Below are 23,171 nucleotides of genomic sequence, written 5' to 3' on the forward strand. Positions count from 1 at the left end.
GAATTTGGAGTCTGAACACCTCGAAAGGAGGTCAAAGGCTTCTGCATGACACGGCACCTTGCCCACCGGCCCGCCCGGCGGCAACGCCGGGCAGCGCCTGCCTGCCCCCCGGCAGGCGCTTCAGACGCTTCACATTTTGTAACGTAGATAGTTTCTTGAGCGCCGCGCCGATGGCGCCGTCAGGCACTGGCGCCTACCCAGGCAGGCGCTGCCCTCGGTCCTTTTCACGGTGCCGTGTCATGCAGAGGCCTCTCAAATGCGATAGCCCTGCCGCCCTTGCGCCGCGCCTCCAGCAGCCCCTCGATCACATCGCGCAGACAGGCCAGATATTCGGCATCCTCGGGCAACGGCTCGGGCGCCTGCGGCTGGCGGCTTGCGGCGTCCATCAGGCTGCCATTGCCGTAAAGCGGATGCGCCCGCCCGCACCGCAACCGGTGGGCATCCGCCAGCCGCGCCGCCGCGATCAGAACCTGAATACGCTCGCGCCGCGCCGCACGGGGCAGCCGCAGCAGCACCCGCGCCGCCGCCACGATATCGCCATGCAGCACCGGGCGCATGTCACATACCCGGCAGGCCGGGCTCGTAGAAATGCACTGCCAGCCGCACGCGCCCGCCAGTGAACTCGCCGCCCAGCGCGCTCAGCACCAGCGGCGCGGGCGCGTAATAGGCCATCGGCGCGCCCAGCAACCCGCGCGCGAAAGACCCTTCCTCAATCCCCAGCCCGCTGCCGAAACGGTCGCTCGCGCCGGGGTTGCCCAATTCCCAGCCTGTCGCGGTGCCGGTGATCTCCTCGACCACGCGTGCGGTGACGGCAAACACCATCACATTGGCCGGGATCGGCACCCCCGACTCCGAGACAGGCCCCGCCTCCACCTCATGCTCAAGGCTCAGCACCCGAAAGAACGACCCCGCGCCATAATCCCCCAGCGCGAGCAGACTGCCGCGCCAGGCATTGCCGTCATGCACGGCCTCGACCCCCTCGTCGGCGATCCAGGCCCGCCACCCGGCGCGCGGCGTGACGAACACCCAGCCGCCATTGGCGAAGACGGCAACCTTGCCTGCCTGCCCGCCCCAGTCGTTCACCGCGCCGCCGGGCACCGCATAGACCAGCCCTTCGCTTTGTGTGGGCGGCGGCGTCGCGGTGCTGCGCGATTGCAGCACAAGCTGGGCCAGGGCATCCAGCCGCGCGAAGGACTCGTTCACCGTCACATGCTTTTGCGCCTGCGCGGGCTGCACCAGGGGCAGCGCGAAATTCGTCGTCTCACTCATCGATCTCTATCTCCGTGAAGGGTCCTGCGCCGAAACGCTGCGATACCTGCGCCACCGCGATGCGGAACGGCGCGACAGCCCCGTCGCTGGCCTGCAAGGCGGCGCCATAGCTCCAGAAGGGCGCGGAAAGATCCACCTCGCGCAGCACCGCCTGCCCCGAAAGCACACGCAGCAGATAGCGCTCGCTTTCCTCGCCCAGCGGCACATCCACCCCTTCCCAGCTGTCGCCGTCGATCCGCGTGCGCCGCAGCCAGGCCACATCCAGCGGCCCGCCCGGCACCCGCCGCGCGCGCAGATGCACCGGCGCATAGGGCCGCAGCCCGATCCCCGCGAATGCCTCGCTGCGCTCCACATAGCTGGCATCGTCCAGCGGCCGCAGCGCCGGCCCGATCCGATAGCTGCGCGCCAGCCCCCGCGCCGAGGCGGGCAGCGCAACCTGCGCCAGCGCCGCATCCACGCGCACCACGATACTGCCGGGCCGCCAGAGATCGGGCATGGCGGCATCGCTGCCCAACTGCCCGCGCAGCCGCAGCCGCAGATCATAGCGATCCAGCCCCACCATCTCGGCCTCGGCAAACTGGAAAAGCTCCCAGTTGCCGCTGCTGCCATCGCCAATGGCCATCAGGTTGGCGCCCTGCAACACCTCGCCCATGCTGCGCGAGACCAGCGCCGCACCGCTCATCCGCACCCGCAGCGCAGGGCCCCTGTCCCAGCGGCCAGGCCGCGCACGCACCAGCGCCGTCTCGCTTACCCCGATGGCCGCGCGCCGCTCGATCACTCCGTTGAGCGTGAAATCCCCGCCCGCAGCCGCCTCGAACACCGCAACCGATCCCGGCCAGGGCGAGGCCGTCACCGCCAGATGCGGCGCATGCGCCACCTCGTCGCCCGTCATCAGCGGCAGGTCCAGAAACACCGGAAAGACCGGCACAGGCGGCTGGAAGGGGCGCAGCGCAACGCGGTCGCCGCCCTGATCTGCGCGCCGGTAAAGCCCGGGTTCCACTCGCAGAGCCTCGGCCTCGCGCGCCTCGCCCAGGTCCAGCCGGTCGATCCGCCAGAGCCGCCGCTGCGCCCCCGCCCCCAGCGCCACCACATCGCCCGCGCCCAGCGGCGATGAAGGCGGCAGGGCAAACCGCGCCGTGTCCCGCGCCACTCGCGCCTCGGCCAGCCAGCGCTCGACGATCCCGCGCGCCTCGCTGCGCAGGAACACCATCGGCAGCTCGCTCTGCGCCACGCTGACGGTATCCTCGTCGGGAAACACCGCCTCGATGGCGCGGATGTCGAAATCCGCCTCGGCCTCCACATGCAGCAGCCGCACGCGGCCCGCCACCTCGGCCTGCGGCGCGCGCACAAGCTCCAGCGCGCCGCCCTCGCCGCGCGCCACCAACTCGCCCGCAGGCACGGCGCCCGCCTCGCGCCCGTCGCGCTTGACAAAGCGCAGCACGCCGCCGCGCTCAACAGCCTCGAACCCATGCGCCAGCATCAGCCCCTGCAACTTGCCGCGCCCGGTCTCCATGCTGTTGGCCGCATAACCGCGCACCAGCCCGTGCAGCCCAGATACATCGTAATGCGCCACGCCGGCACGCGCGCAGATCTCGGCCACCACGTTGTCCAGCGGCTGCGCCGCGCTGCGCCCGGTGATCCAGTGCCCGCGCGCCCAGTTTCCGCCGTCGCTCCACAATTCCTCAAGCGCCGGAAAATGCGGAAAAGGCCGCGCATCCCAGGCCCAGACATGCGCGCGCGCCATGTCCACCATCGGCCCGGCGTAGAGGTCCGATTCAGGGTTGTTCGCCGGACCACCCCAATAGGCGATCATCGCGCGGTGGTACTGAAGCTGGATCAGATCGTCGCGCCGGCCATCCGAATAAACAGGCAGGCGCGACTCCGAAGACTTCGGGTCAAGGAACTTGTTCGGCTCGTTCGTGCCCTTGTCGATCGCCGCGCACCCCAGTTCGGTGAACCAGAAGGGTTTTGATCGCGGCACCCACGCCGTTGGCTCCTCCACGCGCGCGCCGTCGATCCGGTCATGGTGCAGGTTCTCCCACCAGCCGCGCAAATCCTTGTAGCGCCAGACCCAGTGCTCGCCATAAGCGCCGTCATTGATCGGCGTGCGCCGCTGCGCATCGCGATCGGCCTGGCTGGCGTAATACCAGTCATACCCCTCACCGCCGGCGACATTGGCCTTGAGGTAATCGAGGCAGTAAATCGCCCCCCAATGGGCATCGAGATGCCCCTCACCATCGCGCCAGTCGGAAAGCGGCATGTAATTGTCGATGCCGATGAAATCGACATTCTCATCCGCCCAGAACGGATCGAGATGGAAATACCGGTTCCCTTCCGGGCTTTGATACCCGAAATACTCCGACCAGTCGGCGGCATAGCTGATCTTGACCTCGGGCCCCAGAATGCCGCGCACATCCGCAGCAAGTGCGCGCAGCGCGGCCACCACCGGAAAGCTGTCAGCCGCGCCGCGCAACTGCGTCAGCCCGCGCATCTCCGAGCCCACGCAAAACGCACCGACTCCGCCTGCGGCCTTGGCCAGCCAGGCGTAATGCAGGATGAAGCGGCGATAGCTCCACTCATCCGGGCCGGCATAGACGACCTCGCCCCCCGACAGCGCGAAATCCCCCGGCTGGGCGGTGCCGAAAAACGCTGCGACCTCGGCCTCCACCGCTGCACTACGGTCCGGCGAACCCTCCCGCCCCGGCGCGACCGAGGCGGTGATCCGCCCCCGCCAGGGCAGCACCGGCTGCCCCTCGGCCCCTGTCCACGGGTCGAGCAGCGTGTTGCCGGCCATCTGCTCCATCAGGATGAACGGGTAGAACAGCACCGCCTGTCCGGCCTCGCGCAGTGCGATGATCGCCTCGATCACCGACTGGTCGGTCGGCGTGCCGCCGTAGACCGGGCGGCCGTCCAGCTTCGCGATTTCCTCGGCCCCCGCGCGTGCCAGGCCCGAGACCCGCCAGGGCATCTCCGCCGCGTCATGGTCGCGCGATTCCACCTTGGGCCGCAGGCTGCACATCCCACAGCGCAGATCATCCCCGAACCAAGACACCACCAGCGCGACCGAACCGCAGTTGGGCAATTCCGTCCCCAGCGCCTCCACCGACAGCGCCATGTCGCTGCGCCCCGAGGCCGTGTTGGCGTTGATCGTGGCGGCCTCGCCCAGCCCGGCAGGCACCGGCGCCTCTGCCCCCGGCAGCCCGTAGCGCAGCGTCACCGGAGTCGTGGCCAGCGCATATTCACCCGTGCCCGGCATCAGCGCCACGGCGCGCACGCCCTGGCTCAGATCGGGCGCCGGGCCCGCAGATGCCGGGCGCATGACCTCGAAGGTGAATTGCGGCACCCGGTTGCCAAAGCGCCCCAGGTCCAGATCCTCGAACACCACATAGGCAATGCCGCGATAGGCCGGCACCTGCCCCGCACCTTCCACGGCCTCGATTTTGGGGTCGGGCAACTGCCCCTCGCCGCCGCGATAGACGCGCATCTCAAGCGTATCGCGGGCAATCTCCTCGCCATCGGCCCAGATGCGCCCCACTCCCGCGATCTCGCCCTCGCACAGCGCCACCGCCAGGCTGATCGAATAGCTGTAATCGCGCACCCGCGTGCTGGGCGCGCCCTTGCCGCCCCCCCCCACGCGCCGGGTCGAGACCTGCTCCAGAAAGCGCGACGCCCAGATCACCTGCCCGCCAATGCGCATCCGGCCCCAGACCTGCGGCACCGCGCCCCCCTCGCCCGCGCCGGTCAGGCGCAGCCGGTCCAGCCGCGGGCCGTCCACCACCTCCGAGCCCGAGCCAAGCAGCCGCTGGTCGATTACGCGGCCCAGCGTTGCGCCAACGGCGCGGCCGATCACCGCCCCCGACAGCCCCAGCACCGCGCCGCCAAAGCCCGAGCCGATCGCCGCGCCCACGGCCCCAAGCACGATCGTTGCCATTCCATCCCTCCCCGCTGGGAAAACTTCAGTTCAGTGGAAAGCGAAACCGCGCCGCCACCCGGCGCCGCCAGGGCGCGGAAAGCGCGTTTTCCACCACCCCATGCCGCGAATAGGCATGGATGAATGTCGGCGCGGTGCCGACTCGGCTCTGCACCCCCAGATGCCCCGCAGGCGCCCCCGCCCGCATCCGGAACACCAGCAGATCGCCCGGCGCCTCGCCCGTAGCGGGCCGGAAATGCCGCGCCAGCGCATCCAGCAGCAGCTCGCCCTGCGCACCCTCGGCCCAGCCCGGCCCGTAGGGCGGCACGGCGGCAGGCTCCGCCCCCAGCAACTCGCGCCAGAGCCCCCGCACCAGCCCCAGGCAATCGCACCCCGCCCCGCGCAGCGCCGCCTGATGCCGATAGGGCGTGCCGATCCAGCGCCGCGCGGCCTCGGCCACATGCGCGCCCGCATGTATCCGCTCCGGCGTCATCGCTTGCGGCTGCCGCCGTCATTGCCGCCATCCTCGCGCGGCACGGCAAGCAGCCAGTCCTCACCCGGGATGTCTGGAAATCCGCGGAAGTTCAGAAAGTTGGCGAATTTCAGACGGCAGGTTTCGGCGCGCTTGTCACAGCCGGCCTCAAGGCGCAGCCGATCCCCCGGCGACAAGGGCGCGGCAAATTCCTGCCAAAGGGTGATCTCGCGCAACCCGTCAGGCCCCGCGCCCTCGGGATCGGCCTTGACCAGCCCGACCAGCCCCTCCGCTTCGCCGCACAGCACCGTCACACGGCCCTTCTCGAACCAGCGCGCATCGAACCCCGCCAGCCCGCTGAGCCGCAGCACCGCGGGCCTGGGCAGCGTGACCAGTTCGGCCTCTGCGCTGAACCCCGATTGCGTCGTGTCGAACCGGCAGCCCGCATCGCCCAGCACTGCCGTGCACTCGGCCTGAAAGATGCGCCCGACCGGCTGGCCCAGCGGCTCGGTCAACCCGCGCAACTCGGCGCGGAACGCGCCCCCGCTGCGCGCCACCTCGCCAAGGCTGCCCCGGAACACAAGCGCGCGCTGCGCCACGTCGGCCCAGTTCACCTGCCAGATGCACAACCCGGCCCCGTCATAGCGCCCGGCCAGCAGATCGGCCTCGGTCAGGGCGGCAGAACTCAGCGCGCCCAGCGCCTCGGAATTGTCCACCGCCAGCCCGGTGGATTGCTGCAGCGCCCGCGCCGTCAAACCGCTGTCGGCGCGAAAGGTGATGCCCTCAAAGACCAGATCGCGGTCATGGTCGGTAAACCCCTGCACCGTCCCGTCGCGCCGCGTGATCGCCCAGGCCCGTGCCGTGGTCGTGGCCCCGCCCGCAAGATGTTCCTGCAAATCGTTCATACCCGTATCTCCACCACCGGCACGCGCGGCACCTCGCCAGCCTGGAAATTCGCCACCGAAACCTGGATGGCATCCGTGTCGAACCGCACCGGCACGTCGAACTCGAACCCCGCCGTCACTTCTGCACCCGGCGCGGGCGCGGTGGTGAAAATCACCTCGCCCCGCGTCGCATCCACAGTGTAATGCACGCCCTCAGCCAGCGGATCGCCCGCCAGCGCCACCTGCACACTGCCCGCCACCGGCTTGGCGATGGGCCGGTGATAGACCTGCCCGCCCGAAACATAGGCCTTGCGCAGCGCGAACACTCGCCGCACCCCGTCACCCAACCCCAGCGACTGATCCTCCGGCGTGACCGGGCGCGAGGCCGGGGCCGAGCGATAATCAGCCCAGTCCTTCCAGCGAAACCCGTGCAGCTGGCCCGCGCGTGCCTCGAAGAAGGCAATCAATGCCTCCACATCATCAAGGCTGCGCAACCCCATGCCTGCGTCATAGCGCCTGCGCGCATCGGCCCAGGGGGTGTTGCGCTCCTCAAAGCCGTTGGCCAGCGTCACAATCTCGGTGCGCCGCTCGGGCCCGCCCAGGCTGCCGAAACTCAGCGAGGCGGGAAATCTGACTTCGTGAAATGCCATGTCTGCCTCACCTGTTGCGCTGGCCGCGTGCCAGCAACCGGCCCATCTGCGCCGCTATCTGCGCCTCCGAGCGACGGAAGCCCTCCACACCCGGGGTGCTCACGTTGATCACCACGCTCACCGGCCGCGCCGCGCCCCCGCCATCGGCGCGCACGCCCAGCCGCCCGTCGGGGCCGCGCGCCAGCGGCATGATCGCCTCTGGCCCGGCCTCGCCCATCAGCCCGGTGCGCCCGCCCCGCATCGGAAAGGCCACCGGCCCGCTGACAACCCCGCCCTGGGCAAAGGGCATGACCCGGCCTTGCGCGAAACCGCCGCCCTGGCCGAAAGGCACCAGCGCCGAGACCGCCCCCTGCACGCCCTGGGCCAGTGCTCCGCCCACCGCGTTTTGCACCGGGCGCATGGCGACGGCGTAGAAGGACTCGCTCATCGCCCGCGCCACCTGGCGCAGCGCATCCGACAGGCGCATCCCGTCAAAGGCCACCCCGTCAAAGGCCCGGCGCAAACTACCGCCGAGTGACTGCGAAAGCGTGCCCACCTCACGCCCGGTCAGAACCAGACTGCGGCCCATGCGCTGCAACTCGCCGTCAAAGGCCGCCGCCATCCCCTGCGCTCCGGCGAGGCTGGTCTCCAGCGCCGCGATCCGCTCGCCCAGATCCTCCAGATCCGCCATGCTCCGCTCCTTTCAGTGTATCGGGAAACCGCGCCGCCAGTTCTTCCAGCCGCCGGCGCGACAGGGGCAGCGGCCCCGCCTCAAGCCCCAGCATCAGCCGCAACTCGGCCGGGCTCAGCGCCCAGAAATCGCGCGGCGCCAGCCCCAGACGCCCGACCCCTGCCCGCATCAGGCCCGCCCAGTCGAAACACTCCGTATCGGGACCGCCGCTCATGCCTCGCCCGGCAAGGCAAAGGCCCGCGCCAGCAGCAGCGCAGCCACCCGCGCAGCTTCCACCGGGCCGCCCCTGATCTCGGCGCAGCGCAGATCCTCAGCCGTGCCATCCCAGCCGCCACCGCGCAGCCCCGCCACGATCAGCGCCAGCACATCGCGGGTCGAGAACCGCCCCGCCTCGAACCGCTCGACCAGCGCCACCAGCGTGTCGGCCTCGAGCGCGGCCTCCAGCTCGGCCAGCGCGCCCAGCGTCAGCTTCAGCACATGGCGCCGGCCATCGAGCCACAGCGCCACCTCGCCTGCATGGGGATTGGCCATCACAGCGCCACGAAGCTCAGCGCGCCAGCCGAAGCCAGGCTCAGCTCATAGCTGGCCTCGCCGTTATGGCTGCCCGCATATTCCAACCCGGTGATCTGGAACGGCCCCTCGATGGTGCCGAAATCGGGGATCACCACCTGGCACAGCGGCACCTCGCCATCGAAGAACGCCTGCCGCGCGCGCTCATCCGTGCCCGCGTCGCGAAACACGCCCGAGCCCGAGATCGCCGCGCTCTTCACGCCGGCCCCGCCCAGCAGTTCGCGCCAGCCGCCCTGGCTTTCCAGACTGGTCACATCCACCGTCTCGGCGTTGAAACTGATGCGCGTGGCGCGCAGCCCCGCGATGGTCACGAACTGCCCCGTGCCGTTCATGTCCATCTTGACCAGAAGGTCCTTGCCGCTCTGAACACTCATGTCTGCCTCTCTCCATCCTCATAGCGCCGCCTTGCGCGCCACGCCTGTTGTCACCGCCTCGCGCGGTCAATCCTCGACCCGCGCCCGAAAGGTCATGTCGATACGCCGCACCTCGCCCTGCGCCGCCTGCCGCGCGGTGGCGCGCAGAAAGCCCAGGCTCACCAGCCGCCCGCGCATCAATGTCAGCGGCGCATCGACCAGCGCGTCCGACACCGCTGCCGCGATCGCCTTGGCCGCCAGGAAACCGCTGGCATCGGTGACCACGCTCACCGTGAACCGATGCTCGGCCCCGCCGCCCGATATGTCCGCGCGGTCGAACGCCTCTTCGGGACCCAGCAGCACAAAGGTGCCAGGCGGCGTGCCAGGCGGCACCGCGTCATGGATCGCCCCGCCCACCAGCGCGTCCAGCGCGGCATCCTGCACCAACCGCTGAAACACCGCCGCCTGAAGCGCGGCCGTCACCCCATAGCTCATGCCGGCTCCTCCTCGACGCAGTAGCAGGTCAGATACGCCCCGCGCGTGTCGGCCTCGGCCACGGCAAGAATGCGAAACACCCGCGCGCCTTCGCGCAGGCGCTGGTCGGGCCGGGGCCGCGCCAGCGCACCCGGCGGCGCCATCGGCACGGTGATCCGCCACGGGATGCGCCCCACCGGCACCACCCCGCCCAAGCGCGCGCCGCGCCCCGTACCCGCGCGCAACTCGGCCCAGAGCGTGCCCAGCACCGCCCAGCCCTGCGTGAACCCGCCCGCGCCATCGGCCACCGTTTCGGGGGCCTCCAGCACCAGCCGCCGGGTCAGACGCGGCGCGCTCATGCCGCGCCCCCACCGCCCAGGCTGCGCACAGTGCGCCAGCGCTCGATCAGGGACATCACGCCAAAAGGAACGGCCGAACCGGCGGCGCCCGTGGCCTGGCGGGTCTCGTGATACTGGGCCGCCAGCAGCATCACCGCCTGCGCCAGATCGGGCGGCAGATCATCCCAGGCCGGCCCGAAACCGGCCTCGAAGACAATCTCGACAGCGCCGCCCGAAGGCACTGCCGGCAACAGCCATCCGCTGGCGCACAGGCGCGGGCGATGCATGTCCGGCTCCAGCCGGTAGCGCGCCGGATCCACCACGGACTCGGCGCCGTCGCTGGACACCATCACCACCTGCGTCACCGCCAGGATTGGCGCCAGCGGCAGGCTCTGTGCCTGCCCACCGCGCCAATGCGACAGCCGCAGCCGGAACTCCCGCGCCAGAAGAACCTTGGATATCCGCGCCTCGATCGCCGCCAGCGCGGCACGCAGATACTGCTCCAGCAGCGCATCCTGGCCCCCGTCATCGGCAAAGCCAGCACCAAGTCGCAGATGTTCCTTGAACGCCGCCAGCGGCAGCACCCCGGCAGCAACCGGGCTTTCTTCGCTCAGCATCATGGGTGGAAACCTCCATCGCTGCCTGTTGGAAAAAGGCGCGGGCACGCAACCTCCGTATCGCTCGAACGGAAGGGGAGCAGCCAGATGACACGAAGGATGAAACCCGCGTGCCCGCACCGGCCCGGCCGGGGGCTTCCCGGCCGGGGCCATCGCCCGCCATCACCCCGAAGGGATCAGAACTCGGCGAATTTCAGCAGCTTGATCGCCTTGAAATCGCTCACATCGCCGCCCACGCGCTTGGTGGCATAGAACAGCACATGCGGCTTGGCGCTGAAAGGGTCGCGCAGCACCCGCAAATCGGGCCGCTCGGCGATGGTGTACCCGGCGCGGAAATTGCCGAACGCCACGGCGCAGGCGCCGGGCGCGATGTCGGGCATGTCCTCGGCGATCAGCACCGGATAGCCCATCAGCCGCGCCGGCTCGGCCGCGGCCAGCCCGTCCGACCACAGGAAGCGCCCGTCGGCATCCTTCATCTTGCGCACCGCGCCCGCGGTTTTCGAGTTCATCACGAACACCGCCCCCGCGCGGTAGGGCGCCTCCAGCGCATAGACCAGATCAACAATCGCGTCCGAGGCATTCACCGAGGCAAAATCGCCGCTGTTGCCAGTCGCGATATAGCCCAGATTGCCCCATTCCCAGAGGTCGTTATCCACCTGGGCATGGTCCAGGAAACCGCGCGGCTTGTCGGCGCCATCGCCATGGATGAAGGCCGCCGCCTCGGCGCGCGCGAAACGGTCCGCGATCCGGGCCGCCAGCCATCCCTCGATATCGAAGGCACTGTCATCGAGCAGCCGCTGGCTGGCCTTGGGCATCGCCGAAAGCTCGTGCAGCGGGATCGCGATGCGGTCGATCAGCGGCGTGGCGCTCTCGTTCACCGGGTCGGCCTCGCTCGACCAGCCGGTGCCCATCTCGCTGTGATCGACCAGCACGTCGAACGAGGTCGCCTCGACATTCACGACACTGGAAATCGCCCGCAGCGAAGCCGTCGCATGCAGCACTCCGCGAATGGCCTCGGCGGTCTCCGGGTCCACCAGATAGCCCCCTTCGGCGGCCACGGCGGTGGTCATCCCCTTGGCCTCCAGCGCAAGCCCGCGCAGCCCGTCATCGTCGCCCGAGCGCAGATAGGCCTCAAACGCCTTGCGATGCGGAGCCTCGGCCTCATGCCCGGTCGAAAGCACGGGGCGCGTGATGGCAGCGCTGGCGGCTGCGGCAGTCTTGCGGTCAATCATGGTGAGTCGTTCTTCCTGTTGTTTCAGCCTGGTGTTGATCTCGGCCTGAAGCGCCGAGAACTCGTCCAGAAACCCGCCCAGCGCGGATTTCACCTCTGCCGCCTCGCGCGGCTGGCCGGGCACATCGCGCCCGCCCGCGGCTTTCGCCTCGATCCTGGTCATGTCGTCATCCTGCTCTGAAGAAAGGGAAGTTTTCAGCCTGCGCGGGTGCGGCTCAACACCCGGTCAGATTGCGGCGGGCCGCTACCAGCGCCCCGGTCAGATCGCGCAGCAATGCACAGGCCTCGGCCTGCGGCGCGGGCATAGTCTTGCCGGCCACGCGGGCATCGGGCAACATCGGAAAGGTGACAAGCGACACCTCCCACAGTTCCACCTCGACCAGCCGCCGCCCGCCCTGCCCGTCGCGCTCGGCCCGCACCGTGCGATAGCCGATCGACAACCCGTCAATCGCACCAGCCGCCACCAGCGCCAGCGCCTCGCGCCCGCGTGCCACATCGGTCAGAAGCCGCCCCCTGACCCAGAGGCCGCGCGCATCCTCGCCCACCTCGTCCCACACCCCGATGGGCTGCGCCGGATCGTGCTGCCACAGCATCTTGACCTGCCCGCCCCGCGCCTTCAGCGCCGCCAGCGAGGCCTCGTAAGCCCCCGGCATCACCACATCGCCGCCCCGGTCGCGCCGCCCGAAAACCGAGGCATAGCCCGAAAGTGCGCTGCCATCGCTCAGCACCAGACCGGCCTCGGGGCGGTGAAACTTGTGCTCAAGCACGCAGCCTTCCGTCATCGGCATTTCCGTCATGCGTGTTCCGTCCTTTCCAGATAATCCGGCGTGCTCACGGCGCGCCCAATGCCGCCAGATAAGGGCTGCCCATCTGCGCCAGCACCGCCGCCGCCACCCCGTAGGCGGCCAGCCATAACCGCCGCTCCAACCGCTCCAGCGCGCCCTCGATCCGGCCCAACCGGTATTCCAGCCCCTGCCAGCGCTCCTCGGCCACGCGCTCGTTGGCCTCGATCCGCGCATGGGCCGCATCGAAACTGTCATAGAGATAGCGCGAGCCTCCCACCGGTCGCCGCGGGCTCATTCCTCCTCCGGCGCCGCCGGCGGCAGGCCCAGCAGCGCGCGCTTCTCAGCCGCCGTCAGGAACACCGCCTCGCCCACCCGGCGCCAGTGCTGGTCGCGCTCCGCGGCCAACGCGGGCACCTGGTCCAGATCGGGCCGCAGCTCGACCGCCTCGCCCGAATGTCCCGCAAGCCAATGCGCCACCGCCGCCGTCACCCGACTGACCAGCGGCACCACCGTCAGCCGGTAGAAGGCGCGGTTGGCCTCCTGGTAATTGGCGTAGGTCGCATCCCCCGGTATCCCCAGCAGCATCGGCGGCACGCCAAAGGCCACGGCAATCTCACGCGCTGCGGCCTCTTTGGTCTTCTGGAACTCCATGTCCGAAGGCGAGAACCCCATCGGCTTCCAGTCAAGCCCGCCTTCCAGCAACATCGGCCGCCCGGCATTGCGCGCGCCCTGATGATGCGCCTCCATCTCGCTCAACAGCCGGTCATACTGATCGGGCGAAAGCGCCGCCTGCCCGTCGGCTCCCTTGTAGACGATCGCGCCCGAAGGCCGCGCCGCATTGTCCAGCAACGCCTTCGACCAGCGCGAGGCCGCATTGTGCACATCCACCGCATTGGCCGCGGCCTCCATCGGCGACAAACCGTAATGGTCATCGAGCGGGTGAAAGCTGCGGATATGGCAGATCGGCGCGGCCTCTTCGCGCATCGCAAAGCGGTGTTTGCGCCCGCCCACTGCATATTCGAACGCAACGGGCCAGCCGTCATTGCCGGGGATCACCCGCATCCGGTCGCTGCGCAATACATGCAGCTCGGCCGGCAGCGCACCCTCCGGCCCCGCGACGGCCTCGACATAGGCATTTCCCGCAAGCAGAAGCTGCGCGTACAGCGCCTCGAAGAAATCCGCACCACCCTGTACCGGGTTCGGGCGGCGGATCAGGCTCAGGATCGGATGCATGTCATAGCGGCACTGGCAGTCCTGCAACACCAGCGGCAGCGCGGCGGCGGCCTCGGCGATCAGCCGCACCGCGCGAAACCCGACCGGGTTGCCCTGGAACCCCGTGCGCACCAGACTCGCGCCATCACGCGCGCTCCAGACCGGGCGCACCGCCGCCACGGCGCCCGCCGCCCAGCCCGCAGGCCGCCCCGCCGTCAACGGCCCCACGGCCGAAGCCTTGGCCTCGGGCGCCTCCCTGGTGCCCTTGCGAAGAAAATCGAACATGCGAAAAGCTCCTTGTGTCAGCGCGGCAGACCGTCCGAACCGGCAGCCCGCAAGCTAGCTCCAATTGGTTGAAATCCTGCCGCTCCGGCGTTCGGTGGGCGTTGCATGACGAGATGCAGCCAACTCGTCCCCGAAAACCCGGCACTCTCGGAAACAGCGGATGTCGGAGCGGCTACGCCGCTCCGAAGCCTCCGGCGGGGATATTTCTTTCACAGTGAATTTGCAGGTGCGCCCCATCCCTTCACTGTGAGAAAAATATCCGCGCCGCAGGCCCCCGCAGGCCAAAGGCGGGCGGCTGGCCCATTTGGGGGGTTGCCCTACAGCGTCCTCAGCCGCGGCCGTCGCCATTGCGCCGCCGGCACCAGCATCAGCTCGGTCAGCGCCCAGACCAGCGCATCCACCCGGTCGGGGCTGCCGCGCCCCAGATAGCCGCGCGCCGTCATCTGCGTCATCTGCTCTTCCAGCACGCCCAGATCGCGCAGATGTGCCACCCGCCTCTGCTCGTAGAGCGCGGCCACCGGCTCGGCCCGCGCCGCCTTCCCGCGTGAGGCCCGCACGGCCCGGTATGGCACCATGGGATCGACCTGCCGCACCACCGCTTCGACCAGGTCGCCACCCTGGTTGACCTCGGCCACCAGCCGCTCGGCGCCATGGCGGTGAAAGGCCGCCACGGCCGCTTCGGCCCAGCGCTGCGGGCTCGCACCGCTGACGCTGGCATCCTCCAGCACCCAGGCGCGCCAGTCCTGCGGCGGCCCCTCGGTCAGCGCCCCGGCCACCACGATCCCACAGGAATCCGAACGTCCGTGCCCCGTCACCGACGGATCGACCGCCACCACCACGCGCGACAGGCGCGGCGCATGCGCCACGCGGCCGGCCTCGAACATCGCCCCGCGCCAGAGCGCGCCCTCGGCATCTTCCAGCAGCACGCCCTCCAGCTCCTGCCTGCCCAGCCGCGTGCCTCCGTATCGTGCCTGCATTTCTTCCAGGAACGAGGGCGCGAGCCAGGCACGGTTAGCCTCAGTCGGGGCATGGGTCTGCACGGTGCTCGGATTGGCCAGCAGCGTCTTGAGCACCCCCACATTGCGCGGAGTCGTGGTCACCACCTGGCGCGGATGCCGGCCCAGCCGCAACGCGAATTGCAGCATGTCCCAGGTTTCCTCGGCACGCTTCCACTTGGCCAACTCATCGATCCAGGCCGCATCGAATTGCGGGCCCCGCAGGTTCTCGGGTTCCTGCGCCGAAAAGGCCTGCGCCACCGCCCCGTTGGGCCAGACCAGCCGCCGCCGCGTGGCCTCCCATTTCGGGCGCCGGTCGGGGGGCGAGCAGGCCATGATCCCGCTCGGCCCCATCACCATCACTTCCCGCACCTGATCAAAGGTCTCGCCCACCAGCGCCACGCATCTGGCCCGTCCAGGCTCCAGCGGGCGCGCGCCCTCGACCTCGGCGCGCACCCATTCCGCCCCGGCGCGCGTCTTGCCGGCACCGCGCCCGCCCAGGATCACCCAGCTTCGCCAATCACCCTCGGGCGGCGTTTGATGCGGCAGCGCCCAGAACTCGAACAGCCACGGCAGCGCCGCAAGCGCCCTGTCACTCAGGCTTTCCAGAAAAGCGGTCTGGGTCTGCGGCGGCGCGCAGGCAAGCCAGCCTGCGCCCGATCTCATCGCGTGCCGCGGCAAGGTCGAGCGCGGCATCGGGAGCGTCCCCGCCCCCGCCTGAATTGCGTCGGAGTTTTTCAACCTTGTGCCTTTCCTCGAATGCCATCACCAGCGCGCGGCGCAACTCGCGCTGCTCGCGAATCAGGTCGTCGATCCTGCCGAATTCACCCTGCCTGACCCGGCCCAGCACCTCATGCAGTGCCGCGACCGTCGCGGTCAGCGCAGCCTCGCTCGCCGCAACCAGCGCTTCGCCGGTGGCGTTCCCTTTCGGGTCCTTGCCGTCTGTCATGTAAGCCAGTCTGCCCCTCATGCTGCTCCGCACGAGCGAAATGAAAAAGCGGCGCCGGGTTTGCCCCGGGCCGCTTGCCCACCTCTTCCAGCTTGCCCGAACATATACCAAAAGGCGTTCGCAGAGTCAAATTCTCGCGGCAAGGTTGCGCGCAACACCACCGTTCGCACCCCCTTCCCGGATCGCTCCAAGGCATTGATATTGTGCAACTATTCACCAACCTCCACGCTCCATACGTTGTCCCGGCCCATGCGGGCCAGAAGCAGCGCTGTGCAACCGATATCGTCCGATAGCCTGGCAAGCACTTCGGACACAGCCCGGCAACCCCTCCCCTTCACTGTGGCGAAAATATCCTCGGGGGGTCCGGGGGGCAGACGGCCCCCCGGTCCAGCCCCTCACCCGGGCGCCCGCCCCCCGCGCAGGAGGCCCACCCCACCAGCCGCTACTCCTGCGGCGCGTTGCGCTCCGCCTCGATCTGCCGCCAGCGCGCCACCGCACGGTTGTGATCAGCCAGGTTGGTCGAGAACGTGTGCCCTCCCGTGCCATCGGCCACGAAATAGAGGTAAGGCGTATCATCGGGGTCCAGCGCTGCGGCAATGCTCGCCCGGCCGGGGTTGGCGATCGGCGTCGGCGGCAGCCCGTCGATCTGATAGGTGTTATAGGGCGTTGGCGTGTCCAGCTCGCTGCGTCGCAAGCCGCGCCCCAATGTGCCGCGCCCCTCGGTCACGCCATAGATCACCGTGGGATCGGTCTGCAACCGCATCGGCACCCGCAGCCGGTTGACGAAGACGCTGGCGACCTGCCGCCGCTCGTCGGAAACGCTGGTTTCCTTTTCGATGATCGAGGCCAGGATCAGCGCCTCCTCCGGCGTCGTGATCGGCAGATCCTCTGCCCGCGCCTCCCAGAGCTCTTCCAGAATCGCCGCCTGCCGCGCCTGCATCCGCTCGATCAGCGCCGCCCGCTCGGCCCCGCGCACCACCTCATAGCTGTCGGGCGCGAGGCTGCCCTCGGCCGGAATATCCGCGATCTCGCCACTCAGGAACGGCGCGGCGCGCAGCGCCTCCACCACCTGCCAGCTTGTCACGCCTTCGGCCAGGGTCACGCGAAAGCGCGCATCCTCCTCGGCGGTCCGTTCAGCATATTCCTCAGGCACTTCCTCGACATCGTATGGAAATGCCAACACCTCGACAAAGCGCCCGCTCTCCGGATCCACCTCGCGCAGCTGGGTATCGGCCCGCGTCACCCCGATGCGGAAATTGACCTCGGTGCCGCAGGTGCTGGCCCCGCCCCGGGTGAGGATGTCCAGGATTTCCTCCATCGAGGCGCCGGGCGGCACCAGATACGACCCAAACCGCAGCGCCTCGGCCCTGCCGGTGTAATTGGCCCCCACGCGGAACACCCGCGCATGGCTGATCGCGCCCTCTTCCTCAAGCTGCCGTGCCACCGCCGGCAACGAGGCGCCGCGCTCCACCCGCAGGCAGATCGCCTGTTCCAGCGGCCCTTCGCTCGTGAATTCGCGCTGGCCCCAGGCGATGATCCCCGCCACCACCAGCAGCCCGGCGATCACCAGTGTCAGGACATTCGCCGCGATATGGCGCGCCATCAGCCCTCCGCTTTTCCGAGCACCAGCGTCGCGTTGGTGCCGCCAAAGCCGAACGAATTGGACAGCGCCACGCGAATATCGCGCGCGCGTGCCCCGTTCGGTGCAAGATCAAGCTTCGGCGTGACCGCGGGGTTGTCCAGGTTGATCGTCGGCGGCGCGACCTGATCGCGGATCGCCAGCATGCAGAAGATCGCCTCGACCGCGCCAGCCGCGCCCAGAAGATGCCCGATCGAGGATTTGGTCGAACTCATCGTCGCCCGCGCCGCCGCATCGCCCATCAGCCGCTCCACTGCGGCCAGCTCGATCGTGTCGGCCATGGTCGAGGTGCCATGCGCATTGATGTAATCCACGTCATCGGGCGTCAGCCCCGCCCGCTTCAGCGCCGCCTGCATCGCGCGATACCCCCCGTCGCCATCCTCGGACGGCGCAGTGATATGATAGGCATCACCCGAAAGCCCGTAGCCCAGAACCTCGGCATAAATCTTCGCACCGCGCGCCCGGGCGTGTTCCAGTTCTTCCAGTATCACCACACCCGCGCCCTCGCCCATCACAAAGCCGTCACGCTCGACGTCATAGGGGCGCGAGGCAGTTTGCGGCGCATCGCCGCGCTTGGTCGACAGCGCCTTGCAGGCGTTGAATCCGGCAATGCCGATCTCGCAGATCGGGCTCTCAGTGCCCCCGGCCACCATCACATCGGCATCGCCCCACTGGATCAGCCGCGCGGCATCGCCGATCGCATGAGCGCCGGTCGAGCAGGCCGTCACCACCGAATGGTTCGGCCCCTTGAACCCGTAGCGGATGCTCACCTGCCCCGAGGCCAGGTTGATCAGCGCGCCAGGAATGAAGAAGGGCGACACACGGCGCGGCCCACGCTCCTTGAGCAGCAGCGCCGTGTCGGCGATGGTGGAAAGTCCACCTATCCCCGACCCGATCATCACCCCGGTGCGCAGCCGCGATTCCTCGTCCTCGGGCGTCCAGTCGGCATCGCGCACCGCCTGCTCGGCCGCCGCCATCGCGTAAAGGATGAACTCATCGACCTTGCGCGCCTCTTTCGGCTCCATCCAGTCATCGGGGTTGAAGGTGCCGTTCGTACCATCGCCACGCGGGATTTCGCAGGCATAGGTGGTGGCCAGATGGCTCGCGTCAAAGCGCGAGATCGCGCCCGCCCCCGACTCCCCGGCCAGAAGTCGGCGCCAGGTTTCCTCGACACCGCAGGCCAGCGGGCTGACCATGCCCAGCCCCGTCACCACCACTCGACGCATGTTCCGTCCTCCGCCTTCTGTTGCCGTGCGTTCGCCGCGCCCGGTAATACACAGCTTTCGCGTGCAGGAAAAGCCTGTGGTGAGGCCGCGCGCCCGGCCCGGGCGCGTGCCTGGGCCGCTCAGCGTGCGCTGTCGGCCTGCATCTCCCCGGCCAGCCCCTCGACCACCTCGCGCAGCAGCGCATCGTCCTCGCATTCGGCCATCACCCGCACCAGCGGCTCGGTGCCCGAACGGCGGATCAGCAGCCTGCCACGGCCCTTCAGCCGCGCTTCGGCCTCGGCGATGCGGGCCTGGATCGCGGGCGTTTCCAGCGGGTTATGCCCCGGCGCATAGGCCACGTTGCGCAGCATCTGCGGCACCGGCTCGAAGCTGCGCGCCAGTTCCGAGGCCCGCTGCCCGGTGCTGACCATCGCCGCGATGAACTGCAACCCCGCGATCAGCCCGTCGCCGGTGGTGGCGTAATCGGTCATCACGATATGGCCCGACTGCTCGCCGCCCAGGTTCCAGCCGCCCCGGCGCATCGCCTCGACCACATAGCGGTCGCCCACCGGAGTGCGTTCCAGCCGCAGCCCCATGCCTTCCAGGTAGCGCTCAAGCCCCAGGTTCGACATCACCGTCGCCACCAGCGTGCTGTCGCGCAACTGGCCGCTTTCGGCCCAGAGCCGGGCGAACAGCCCCATGATCTGGTCGCCATCGGCCACCGCGCCGGTCTCATCGAGAATCATGATGCGGTCGGCATCACCATCAAGGCAGATGCCCAGGTCCGCGCCTTCGCGGCGCACCGCCTCGGCAGCGGCCGCCGTGTCGGTCGATCCGCAGCCCTTGTTGATGTTGAACCCGTTGGGCGCGACGCCCAGCGCGATCACCTCGGCGCCCAGTTCCCACAATACTTCGGGCGCCGCGCGATAGGCCGCGCCATGGGCGCAATCGACCACCACCTTCAGCCCCGAGAGCTGCCCGCGCACCGGAAATGTCGTCTTGGCATATTCGACATAGCGGCCAAGGCCGTCGTCGATGCGCAGCGCGCGCCCGATATCGGCGGGGGCGGCCGGGGCGATTTCCCCCTCGAGGATCTCCTCGATGCGCAGTTCGGCCTCGTCCGACAGCTTGAACCCGTCAGGCCCGAAGAATTTGATGCCGTTATCGTGGTGCGGGTTGTGGCTGGCCGATATCATGATCCCCAGATCGGCCCGCATCGAGCGCGTCAGAAACCCCACCGCCGGCGTCGGCACCGGCCCCAGCAGCAGCACGTTCATCCCCGTCGAGGTCAGCCCCGCCGTCAGCGCATTCTCCAGCATGTAGCCCGAGCGGCGCGTGTCCTTGCCGATCACGACGCGGTGGCGGTTCTGCCCGTCACCCCGGAAATACTGGCCCGCCGCCGCGCCGAGGCGCAGCGCGATATCGGCGGTCATCGGGTAGCTGTTGGCGCGGCCGCGCACGCCGTCGGTTCCGAAAAGTTTGCGCATCGGCGCATCATCCTGCATCAGTTCACTCGCCCCCTTCATCAAGCTCCACGGCCCGCCAGAGCTGCACCGCCTGCACTGTCTCGGCCACGTCATGGACCCGCAGGATCTGCACCCCCTGCCCCAGTGCCCCCAGTGCCACCGCTACCGACCCCGGCGTGCGGGCGGCGCCGGCGGGCGCGCCGCTGATCGCCCCGATGAACCGCTTGCGCGAGGCGCCCAGCAATACCGGGCACCCCAGCCCGTGAAACAGCGCGATCCCCCGCAGCAGCGCCAGGTTGTGCGCCACCGTCTTGCCGAAGCCGATGCCGGGATCGACGATCAGCCGTGCCCGGTCGATACCCGCAGCCTCGGCCATGGCGACCCGTTCGGCAAGGAAATCATAGACATCAAGCAGCACATCGCCGTAGCGCGGGTAATCCTGCATAGTGGCCGGGTCGCCTTGCGCATGCATCAGGCAGACCGGCACGCCCGCCTGCGCGGCCCATGCCCCCAGCGCCGGATCATAGCCCAGCGCAGCCACATCGTTGAGGATACCCGCACCCGCCGCGCGTGCGGCCTCGGCCACCGCCACCTTGCGCGTGTCGATCGACACCGGCAGCGTGACGCCTTCGCGCCGCAGCGCCTCGATGACCGGCGCGGTGCGGCGGATTTCCTCGTCCAAAGGCACGTCCCGCGCGCCCGGGCGGGTCGATTCGCCGCCCACGTCCAGGATGTCGGCGCCCGCCTGCGCCATCGCGCACGCATGGGCCAGCCCGGCCCCATCCGCGAAATGCGCGCCGCCATCCGAGAAACTGTCAGGCGTGACGTTGAGAATGCCCATCACCCGCGGGCGGTTCATGGCAAGCCCGGCGACGGCGGCACGCGGCGCGGTCAGGCGCGCGCGCCAGTCCTCGGGCAGATCAGCGGCGGGGATCACCTCGGGCGGGGCGCCGCGGCGCAACCGCTCAACCCGGTCAAACCAGCACCAGCCGCCGGCCAGTGTCAGCGCATCCGCCGGGCGGCGGGGGTCGGTGCGACAAAGGGGGCGGTAATAGGTCTGCATGGCAGGTCAATTACGCAGCACACCGGGCCTTGGCAAGCATTGGCGGGATTGATCGAGCCGCAACGCGCAAGGTCTGGTGTTTCGCCGGCGGGCAGGCGGTCGCGTGGCCGGCGCATCATCGCCCCCAAATCCGCCTTTCACTGAGGCGTGATCGGCTCTGGCTGATACATCCCCATATGCTGGCGCGTTGCGCGGCGGGGCTGCGGCCCTTGGCCGCGAGCCAATGCCTCCGGTGGGGATACTTTTGCCAAGAAGAAGAAAACGCACATGTTTTCAGGGACGCGAAGGAAGCCGCCAAGCGCGGTGGGGAGGCAGGAGCGGCAGGCCCGGCGCCCGCCCTGGCAAGCGTCAGAGCGGCTCCTGCGCAACAGGCACGCGGCTTCCCGCCGGGGGGCGGGCCGCCCCGCCCAGCACCACCAGCCGCTCGGCGGCCAGCGTCTCGGCCAGCCAGAGCGCCAGCGCCACGGCGTTGCGCGGGCTGGCCGAAGGGCCATCAACCGCATCGAGCACCAGCTTCGACGGTGCCCAGACGATCATCTGCCCCTGCTTCATCGCCCAGTCGATTTCCGTGCGGCTTTGCACCACCACGCAGCGGCGGTCGCGTCCGGCCAGAACCCAGGCGTTCTGCTCGATCGCCAGAAGGTCGATGCGGCGCTGCGCTGCGGGCACGCGGGCCTCGGGTAGCGCGCCCTCGGGCAGCCCCACGCACAGGATCACCGGCAGCCCCTGCGCCTGAAGCCGGTCAAGATGCGCGGGCAGGCCGGGCGCGGCGATGGCCTCGTTCGACAGGTAAACCACCAACGGGTGCAGCATGGCCCCTGGCGCGCCATCCTCCGCCACCGCCCGCACCGGCGCGTGCGCCCGCGCGCGCGCGATCTCGACGCCCAGCGCACCGGGCCCACGATCGAGCTTTTCGATCCGCACGAAAACCCGCATCGCCTGTGGCTCCGCCAGGATGCGCTCGGCCACCCGTTCCGAAAGCGTCTCCAGAAGGTTCACCCGTTCGGCCGACAGCTCGGCCGCGATCGCCTCGGTAATGCGGTCGTAAGACAGGATGCGGTCGACATCGTCCTGCAAGGGCTCGGGGTGCGGGCGCACCTCGACCACGATGTTGAAGCGCAGCCGCTGGGTGGTGCCGCGCTCGGCCTGGAAGGCACCGATCTCGGCCTCCACGACATGATCGCGCAGGCTGATCCGATCGCGCGGCATCGCCGGGGCAGTGGCGCTGGCCCGCTCTTCCGGGTGGGCGAAGGCAAGGCGGATGTCAGTCGTCATGGCGCCGGCTCCGGCAGAGAGGGCCGGCCAGGGGCTGCCACCGGCCGGAAGGAAAAGCAGATCGTCCCCGTGTTTCCAGAAAAGCCTGCCCGAGGCAAGCGGGAGTTTGCCGCGCCCGCGGCGCGCCGCAGCCTTCAGTTCGCGCTCAGCCGCGTGGGCTCGCGGTAGAACAGATGCGCACCGATCCGCGCGGTGCGGTCCAGCCGGGCCGCCCAGCCGGGGCTGACGGCGACAGTATGAAAATGCGTGGCCTCGCTCGTCAGGTCGCGCGGCGCGCCGTCCTTCATCAGCCGGGCGATGCGCCGGGCGATGTCATAGGCATCGGATTCGCTGATCCGGTCGGAATTGCCATCGCAGGTAAAGGAGAACTGGCAACCGCTGCTACGCTGTGCGCCCTGGTTGACCACACCGCAGATGGTGTCGGGATAGCTGGCCGACTCGACACGATTGAGCACCACTGCGGCCACCGCGAACTGCCCGGTGATACCTTCGCCGCGCGCCTCGAAATAGAGCGCCCGCGCCAGGCAGGCCAGTTCCTCGCCGCCTTCGGGTTCGGGCAGCGCGCGCAGCCAGCCGGCATCGAAGCGGTTTGCGAATTCTTCCGCCGCGCTGCCGCGCGCGGGCGTCAGGATGCGTTCGACATGATTGCGCCGGACCGACCGCATCGCAGCCTGTTCCTGCCCCATCAACGCGGCAACCCTGAGTTCCGCGGCCGTCCCGGCCGTATCGGCCAGCGCAGCAGTAACAAGCGACAGGCCCAGCCCGAGGCCGAGCGTGACAGCCCTGATCTTGTGCATTTTAGCCCCCAGTCTTTCCGGCAAAGGCAGGGCCCCTGCCCGCGAAATCGCCGGGGGATTAA

25 protein-coding genes are annotated in these 23,171 nt (G+C 69.4%); all 25 read right to left on the bottom strand.

The window, feature by feature from the left end; all coding sequences use genetic code 11:
- Positions 1-224 precede the first annotated feature (224 nt).
- The 25 genes from DQ229_RS03725 to DQ229_RS03845 all read right to left on the bottom strand — a co-directional run bounded on the left by DQ229_RS03725 (position 225) and on the right by DQ229_RS03845 (position 23,109).
- Positions 225-557: a DUF7742 family protein gene (locus DQ229_RS03725; protein WP_114964934.1), complete on the bottom strand. Its 333-nt coding sequence runs from the start codon at positions 555-557 to the stop codon at positions 225-227.
- A gap of 1 nt (position 558) precedes the next feature.
- Positions 559-1,269, bottom strand: coding sequence for a DUF2793 domain-containing protein (locus tag DQ229_RS03730; protein WP_114964935.1), 711 nt, complete (start codon positions 1,267-1,269; stop codon positions 559-561).
- The gene (locus tag DQ229_RS03735) at positions 1,262-5,200 is read right to left on the bottom strand and encodes a baseplate multidomain protein megatron (RefSeq protein ID WP_114964936.1); all 3,939 of its coding nucleotides are present in this window, start codon (positions 5,198-5,200) and stop codon (positions 1,262-1,264) included. Before DQ229_RS03735 ends, DQ229_RS03730 begins: the two co-directional genes overlap by 8 nt.
- Positions 5,201-5,225: 25 nt before the next feature.
- Positions 5,226-5,672 carry a C40 family peptidase gene (locus tag DQ229_RS03740; RefSeq protein WP_114964937.1) on the bottom strand — a complete coding sequence of 149 codons (447 nt, stop codon included), beginning with the start codon at positions 5,670-5,672 and terminating at the stop codon, positions 5,226-5,228.
- On the bottom strand, positions 5,669-6,556 hold the full coding sequence (locus tag DQ229_RS03745; protein ID WP_114964938.1) for a DUF2163 domain-containing protein: 888 nt from the start codon (positions 6,554-6,556) through the stop codon (positions 5,669-5,671). The genes DQ229_RS03740 and DQ229_RS03745 overlap by 4 nt, the downstream gene beginning before the upstream one ends.
- Positions 6,553-7,185, bottom strand: a complete 633-nt coding sequence (locus DQ229_RS03750; protein WP_114964939.1) for a DUF2460 domain-containing protein — start codon at positions 7,183-7,185, stop codon at positions 6,553-6,555. The genes DQ229_RS03745 and DQ229_RS03750 overlap by 4 nt, the downstream gene beginning before the upstream one ends.
- A gap of 7 nt (positions 7,186-7,192) precedes the next feature.
- Positions 7,193-7,855 carry a phage tail tape measure protein gene (locus tag DQ229_RS03755; RefSeq protein ID WP_114964940.1) on the bottom strand — a complete coding sequence of 221 codons (663 nt, stop codon included), beginning with the start codon at positions 7,853-7,855 and terminating at the stop codon, positions 7,193-7,195.
- Positions 7,770-8,069 carry a rcc01693 family protein gene (locus DQ229_RS03760; protein WP_114964941.1) on the bottom strand — a complete coding sequence of 100 codons (300 nt, stop codon included), beginning with the start codon at positions 8,067-8,069 and terminating at the stop codon, positions 7,770-7,772. The genes DQ229_RS03755 and DQ229_RS03760 overlap by 86 nt, the downstream gene beginning before the upstream one ends.
- On the bottom strand, positions 8,066-8,386 hold the full coding sequence (locus tag DQ229_RS03765) for a gene transfer agent family protein (RefSeq protein ID WP_114964942.1): 321 nt from the start codon (positions 8,384-8,386) through the stop codon (positions 8,066-8,068). Before DQ229_RS03765 ends, DQ229_RS03760 begins: the two co-directional genes overlap by 4 nt.
- Complete coding sequence (locus tag DQ229_RS03770; RefSeq protein ID WP_114964943.1) at positions 8,386-8,799, bottom strand: phage major tail protein, TP901-1 family; 414 nt, start codon at positions 8,797-8,799, stop codon at positions 8,386-8,388. The genes DQ229_RS03765 and DQ229_RS03770 overlap by 1 nt, the downstream gene beginning before the upstream one ends.
- 66 nt (positions 8,800-8,865) lie before the next feature.
- Positions 8,866-9,273 carry a DUF3168 domain-containing protein gene (locus tag DQ229_RS03775; RefSeq protein WP_114964944.1) on the bottom strand — a complete coding sequence of 136 codons (408 nt, stop codon included), beginning with the start codon at positions 9,271-9,273 and terminating at the stop codon, positions 8,866-8,868.
- Complete coding sequence (locus DQ229_RS03780; RefSeq protein WP_114964945.1) at positions 9,270-9,611, bottom strand: head-tail adaptor protein; 342 nt, start codon at positions 9,609-9,611, stop codon at positions 9,270-9,272. The genes DQ229_RS03775 and DQ229_RS03780 overlap by 4 nt, the downstream gene beginning before the upstream one ends.
- Positions 9,608-10,210: a head-tail connector protein gene (locus DQ229_RS03785; RefSeq protein WP_114964946.1), complete on the bottom strand. Its 603-nt coding sequence runs from the start codon at positions 10,208-10,210 to the stop codon at positions 9,608-9,610. The genes DQ229_RS03780 and DQ229_RS03785 overlap by 4 nt, the downstream gene beginning before the upstream one ends.
- 173 nt (positions 10,211-10,383) lie before the next feature.
- Positions 10,384-11,601 carry a phage major capsid protein gene (locus DQ229_RS03790; protein ID WP_114964947.1) on the bottom strand — a complete coding sequence of 406 codons (1,218 nt, stop codon included), beginning with the start codon at positions 11,599-11,601 and terminating at the stop codon, positions 10,384-10,386.
- A gap of 52 nt (positions 11,602-11,653) precedes the next feature.
- Entirely contained in the window at positions 11,654-12,235 is a 582-nt protein-coding gene (locus DQ229_RS03795) for an HK97 family phage prohead protease (protein ID WP_420796851.1), read from the bottom strand.
- Between the two features lie 34 nt (positions 12,236-12,269).
- The gene (locus DQ229_RS03800) at positions 12,270-12,518 is read right to left on the bottom strand and encodes a GTA head formation protein, RCAP_rcc01685 family (RefSeq protein ID WP_114964948.1); all 249 of its coding nucleotides are present in this window, start codon (positions 12,516-12,518) and stop codon (positions 12,270-12,272) included.
- Complete coding sequence (locus tag DQ229_RS03805; RefSeq protein WP_114964949.1) at positions 12,515-13,720, bottom strand: phage portal protein; 1,206 nt, start codon at positions 13,718-13,720, stop codon at positions 12,515-12,517. Before DQ229_RS03805 ends, DQ229_RS03800 begins: the two co-directional genes overlap by 4 nt.
- A 317-nt stretch (positions 13,721-14,037) precedes the next feature.
- Positions 14,038-15,381: a DNA-packaging protein gene (locus DQ229_RS03810; RefSeq protein ID WP_114964950.1), complete on the bottom strand. Its 1,344-nt coding sequence runs from the start codon at positions 15,379-15,381 to the stop codon at positions 14,038-14,040.
- Entirely contained in the window at positions 15,308-15,664 is a 357-nt protein-coding gene (locus DQ229_RS03815) for a hypothetical protein (protein ID WP_114964951.1), read from the bottom strand. Before DQ229_RS03815 ends, DQ229_RS03810 begins: the two co-directional genes overlap by 74 nt.
- Positions 15,665-16,106: 442 nt before the next feature.
- Positions 16,107-17,267 carry an endolytic transglycosylase MltG gene (gene mltG, locus DQ229_RS03820; RefSeq protein WP_114964952.1) on the bottom strand — a complete coding sequence of 387 codons (1,161 nt, stop codon included), beginning with the start codon at positions 17,265-17,267 and terminating at the stop codon, positions 16,107-16,109.
- Positions 17,267-18,529 (bottom strand): beta-ketoacyl-ACP synthase II, encoded by a 1,263-nt coding sequence (fabF, locus tag DQ229_RS03825; RefSeq protein WP_114964953.1) that lies wholly within the window; start codon positions 18,527-18,529, stop codon positions 17,267-17,269. The genes mltG and fabF overlap by 1 nt, the downstream gene beginning before the upstream one ends.
- Positions 18,530-18,648: 119 nt before the next feature.
- A complete protein-coding gene (glmM, locus tag DQ229_RS03830) occupies positions 18,649-19,995 on the bottom strand; it encodes a phosphoglucosamine mutase (protein ID WP_114964963.1) in 1,347 nt (448 codons plus the stop codon).
- A 22-nt stretch (positions 19,996-20,017) separates the two neighbouring features.
- A complete protein-coding gene (gene folP, locus DQ229_RS03835; RefSeq protein ID WP_114964954.1) occupies positions 20,018-21,037 on the bottom strand; it encodes a dihydropteroate synthase in 1,020 nt (339 codons plus the stop codon).
- A gap of 348 nt (positions 21,038-21,385) precedes the next feature.
- Positions 21,386-22,312 carry a dihydroneopterin aldolase gene (locus DQ229_RS03840; protein WP_114964955.1) on the bottom strand — a complete coding sequence of 309 codons (927 nt, stop codon included), beginning with the start codon at positions 22,310-22,312 and terminating at the stop codon, positions 21,386-21,388.
- A 134-nt stretch (positions 22,313-22,446) separates the two neighbouring features.
- Positions 22,447-23,109 (bottom strand): cell wall hydrolase, encoded by a 663-nt coding sequence (locus DQ229_RS03845; protein ID WP_238380950.1) that lies wholly within the window; start codon positions 23,107-23,109, stop codon positions 22,447-22,449.
- Positions 23,110-23,171: the final 62 nt, after the last annotated feature.

This window comes from Alkalilacustris brevis, from assembly GCF_003350345.1.
GTDB lineage: Bacteria > Pseudomonadota > Alphaproteobacteria > Rhodobacterales > Rhodobacteraceae > Alkalilacustris > Alkalilacustris brevis.

What these genes read in the sequence shown, in the direction of transcription:
- DQ229_RS03725 (WP_114964934.1), bottom strand. Translation starts at nt 557, where the DNA reads ATGCGCCCGGTGCTGCATGGCGATATCGTGGCGGCGGCGCGGGTGCTG.
- DQ229_RS03730 (WP_114964935.1), bottom strand. Translation starts at nt 1,269, where the DNA reads ATGAGTGAGACGACGAATTTCGCGCTGCCCCTGGTGCAGCCCGCGCAG.
- DQ229_RS03735 (WP_114964936.1), bottom strand. Translation starts at nt 5,200, where the DNA reads ATGGCAACGATCGTGCTTGGGGCCGTGGGCGCGGCGATCGGCTCGGGC.
- DQ229_RS03740 (WP_114964937.1), bottom strand. Translation starts at nt 5,672, where the DNA reads ATGACGCCGGAGCGGATACATGCGGGCGCGCATGTGGCCGAGGCCGCG.
- DQ229_RS03745 (WP_114964938.1), bottom strand. Translation starts at nt 6,556, where the DNA reads ATGAACGATTTGCAGGAACATCTTGCGGGCGGGGCCACGACCACGGCA.
- DQ229_RS03750 (WP_114964939.1), bottom strand. Translation starts at nt 7,185, where the DNA reads ATGGCATTTCACGAAGTCAGATTTCCCGCCTCGCTGAGTTTCGGCAGC.
- DQ229_RS03755 (WP_114964940.1), bottom strand. Translation starts at nt 7,855, where the DNA reads ATGGCGGATCTGGAGGATCTGGGCGAGCGGATCGCGGCGCTGGAGACC.
- DQ229_RS03760 (WP_114964941.1), bottom strand. Translation starts at nt 8,069, where the DNA reads ATGAGCGGCGGTCCCGATACGGAGTGTTTCGACTGGGCGGGCCTGATG.
- DQ229_RS03765 (WP_114964942.1), bottom strand. Translation starts at nt 8,386, where the DNA reads ATGGCCAATCCCCATGCAGGCGAGGTGGCGCTGTGGCTCGATGGCCGG.
- DQ229_RS03770 (WP_114964943.1), bottom strand. Translation starts at nt 8,799, where the DNA reads ATGAGTGTTCAGAGCGGCAAGGACCTTCTGGTCAAGATGGACATGAAC.
- DQ229_RS03775 (WP_114964944.1), bottom strand. Translation starts at nt 9,273, where the DNA reads ATGAGCTATGGGGTGACGGCCGCGCTTCAGGCGGCGGTGTTTCAGCGG.
- DQ229_RS03780 (WP_114964945.1), bottom strand. Translation starts at nt 9,611, where the DNA reads ATGAGCGCGCCGCGTCTGACCCGGCGGCTGGTGCTGGAGGCCCCCGAA.
- DQ229_RS03785 (WP_114964946.1), bottom strand. Translation starts at nt 10,210, where the DNA reads ATGATGCTGAGCGAAGAAAGCCCGGTTGCTGCCGGGGTGCTGCCGCTG.
- DQ229_RS03790 (WP_114964947.1), bottom strand. Translation starts at nt 11,601, where the DNA reads ATGACCAGGATCGAGGCGAAAGCCGCGGGCGGGCGCGATGTGCCCGGC.
- DQ229_RS03795 (WP_420796851.1), bottom strand. Translation starts at nt 12,235, where the DNA reads ATGACGGAAATGCCGATGACGGAAGGCTGCGTGCTTGAGCACAAGTTT.
- DQ229_RS03800 (WP_114964948.1), bottom strand. Translation starts at nt 12,518, where the DNA reads ATGAGCCCGCGGCGACCGGTGGGAGGCTCGCGCTATCTCTATGACAGT.
- DQ229_RS03805 (WP_114964949.1), bottom strand. Translation starts at nt 13,720, where the DNA reads ATGTTCGATTTTCTTCGCAAGGGCACCAGGGAGGCGCCCGAGGCCAAG.
- DQ229_RS03810 (WP_114964950.1), bottom strand. Translation starts at nt 15,381, where the DNA reads ATGAGATCGGGCGCAGGCTGGCTTGCCTGCGCGCCGCCGCAGACCCAG.
- DQ229_RS03815 (WP_114964951.1), bottom strand. Translation starts at nt 15,664, where the DNA reads ATGACAGACGGCAAGGACCCGAAAGGGAACGCCACCGGCGAAGCGCTG.
- mltG (WP_114964952.1), bottom strand. Translation starts at nt 17,267, where the DNA reads ATGGCGCGCCATATCGCGGCGAATGTCCTGACACTGGTGATCGCCGGG.
- fabF (WP_114964953.1), bottom strand. Translation starts at nt 18,529, where the DNA reads ATGCGTCGAGTGGTGGTGACGGGGCTGGGCATGGTCAGCCCGCTGGCC.
- glmM (WP_114964963.1), bottom strand. Translation starts at nt 19,995, where the DNA reads ATGCGCAAACTTTTCGGAACCGACGGCGTGCGCGGCCGCGCCAACAGC.
- folP (WP_114964954.1), bottom strand. Translation starts at nt 21,037, where the DNA reads ATGCAGACCTATTACCGCCCCCTTTGTCGCACCGACCCCCGCCGCCCG.
- DQ229_RS03840 (WP_114964955.1), bottom strand. Translation starts at nt 22,312, where the DNA reads ATGACGACTGACATCCGCCTTGCCTTCGCCCACCCGGAAGAGCGGGCC.
- DQ229_RS03845 (WP_238380950.1), bottom strand. Translation starts at nt 23,109, where the DNA reads ATGCACAAGATCAGGGCTGTCACGCTCGGCCTCGGGCTGGGCCTGTCG.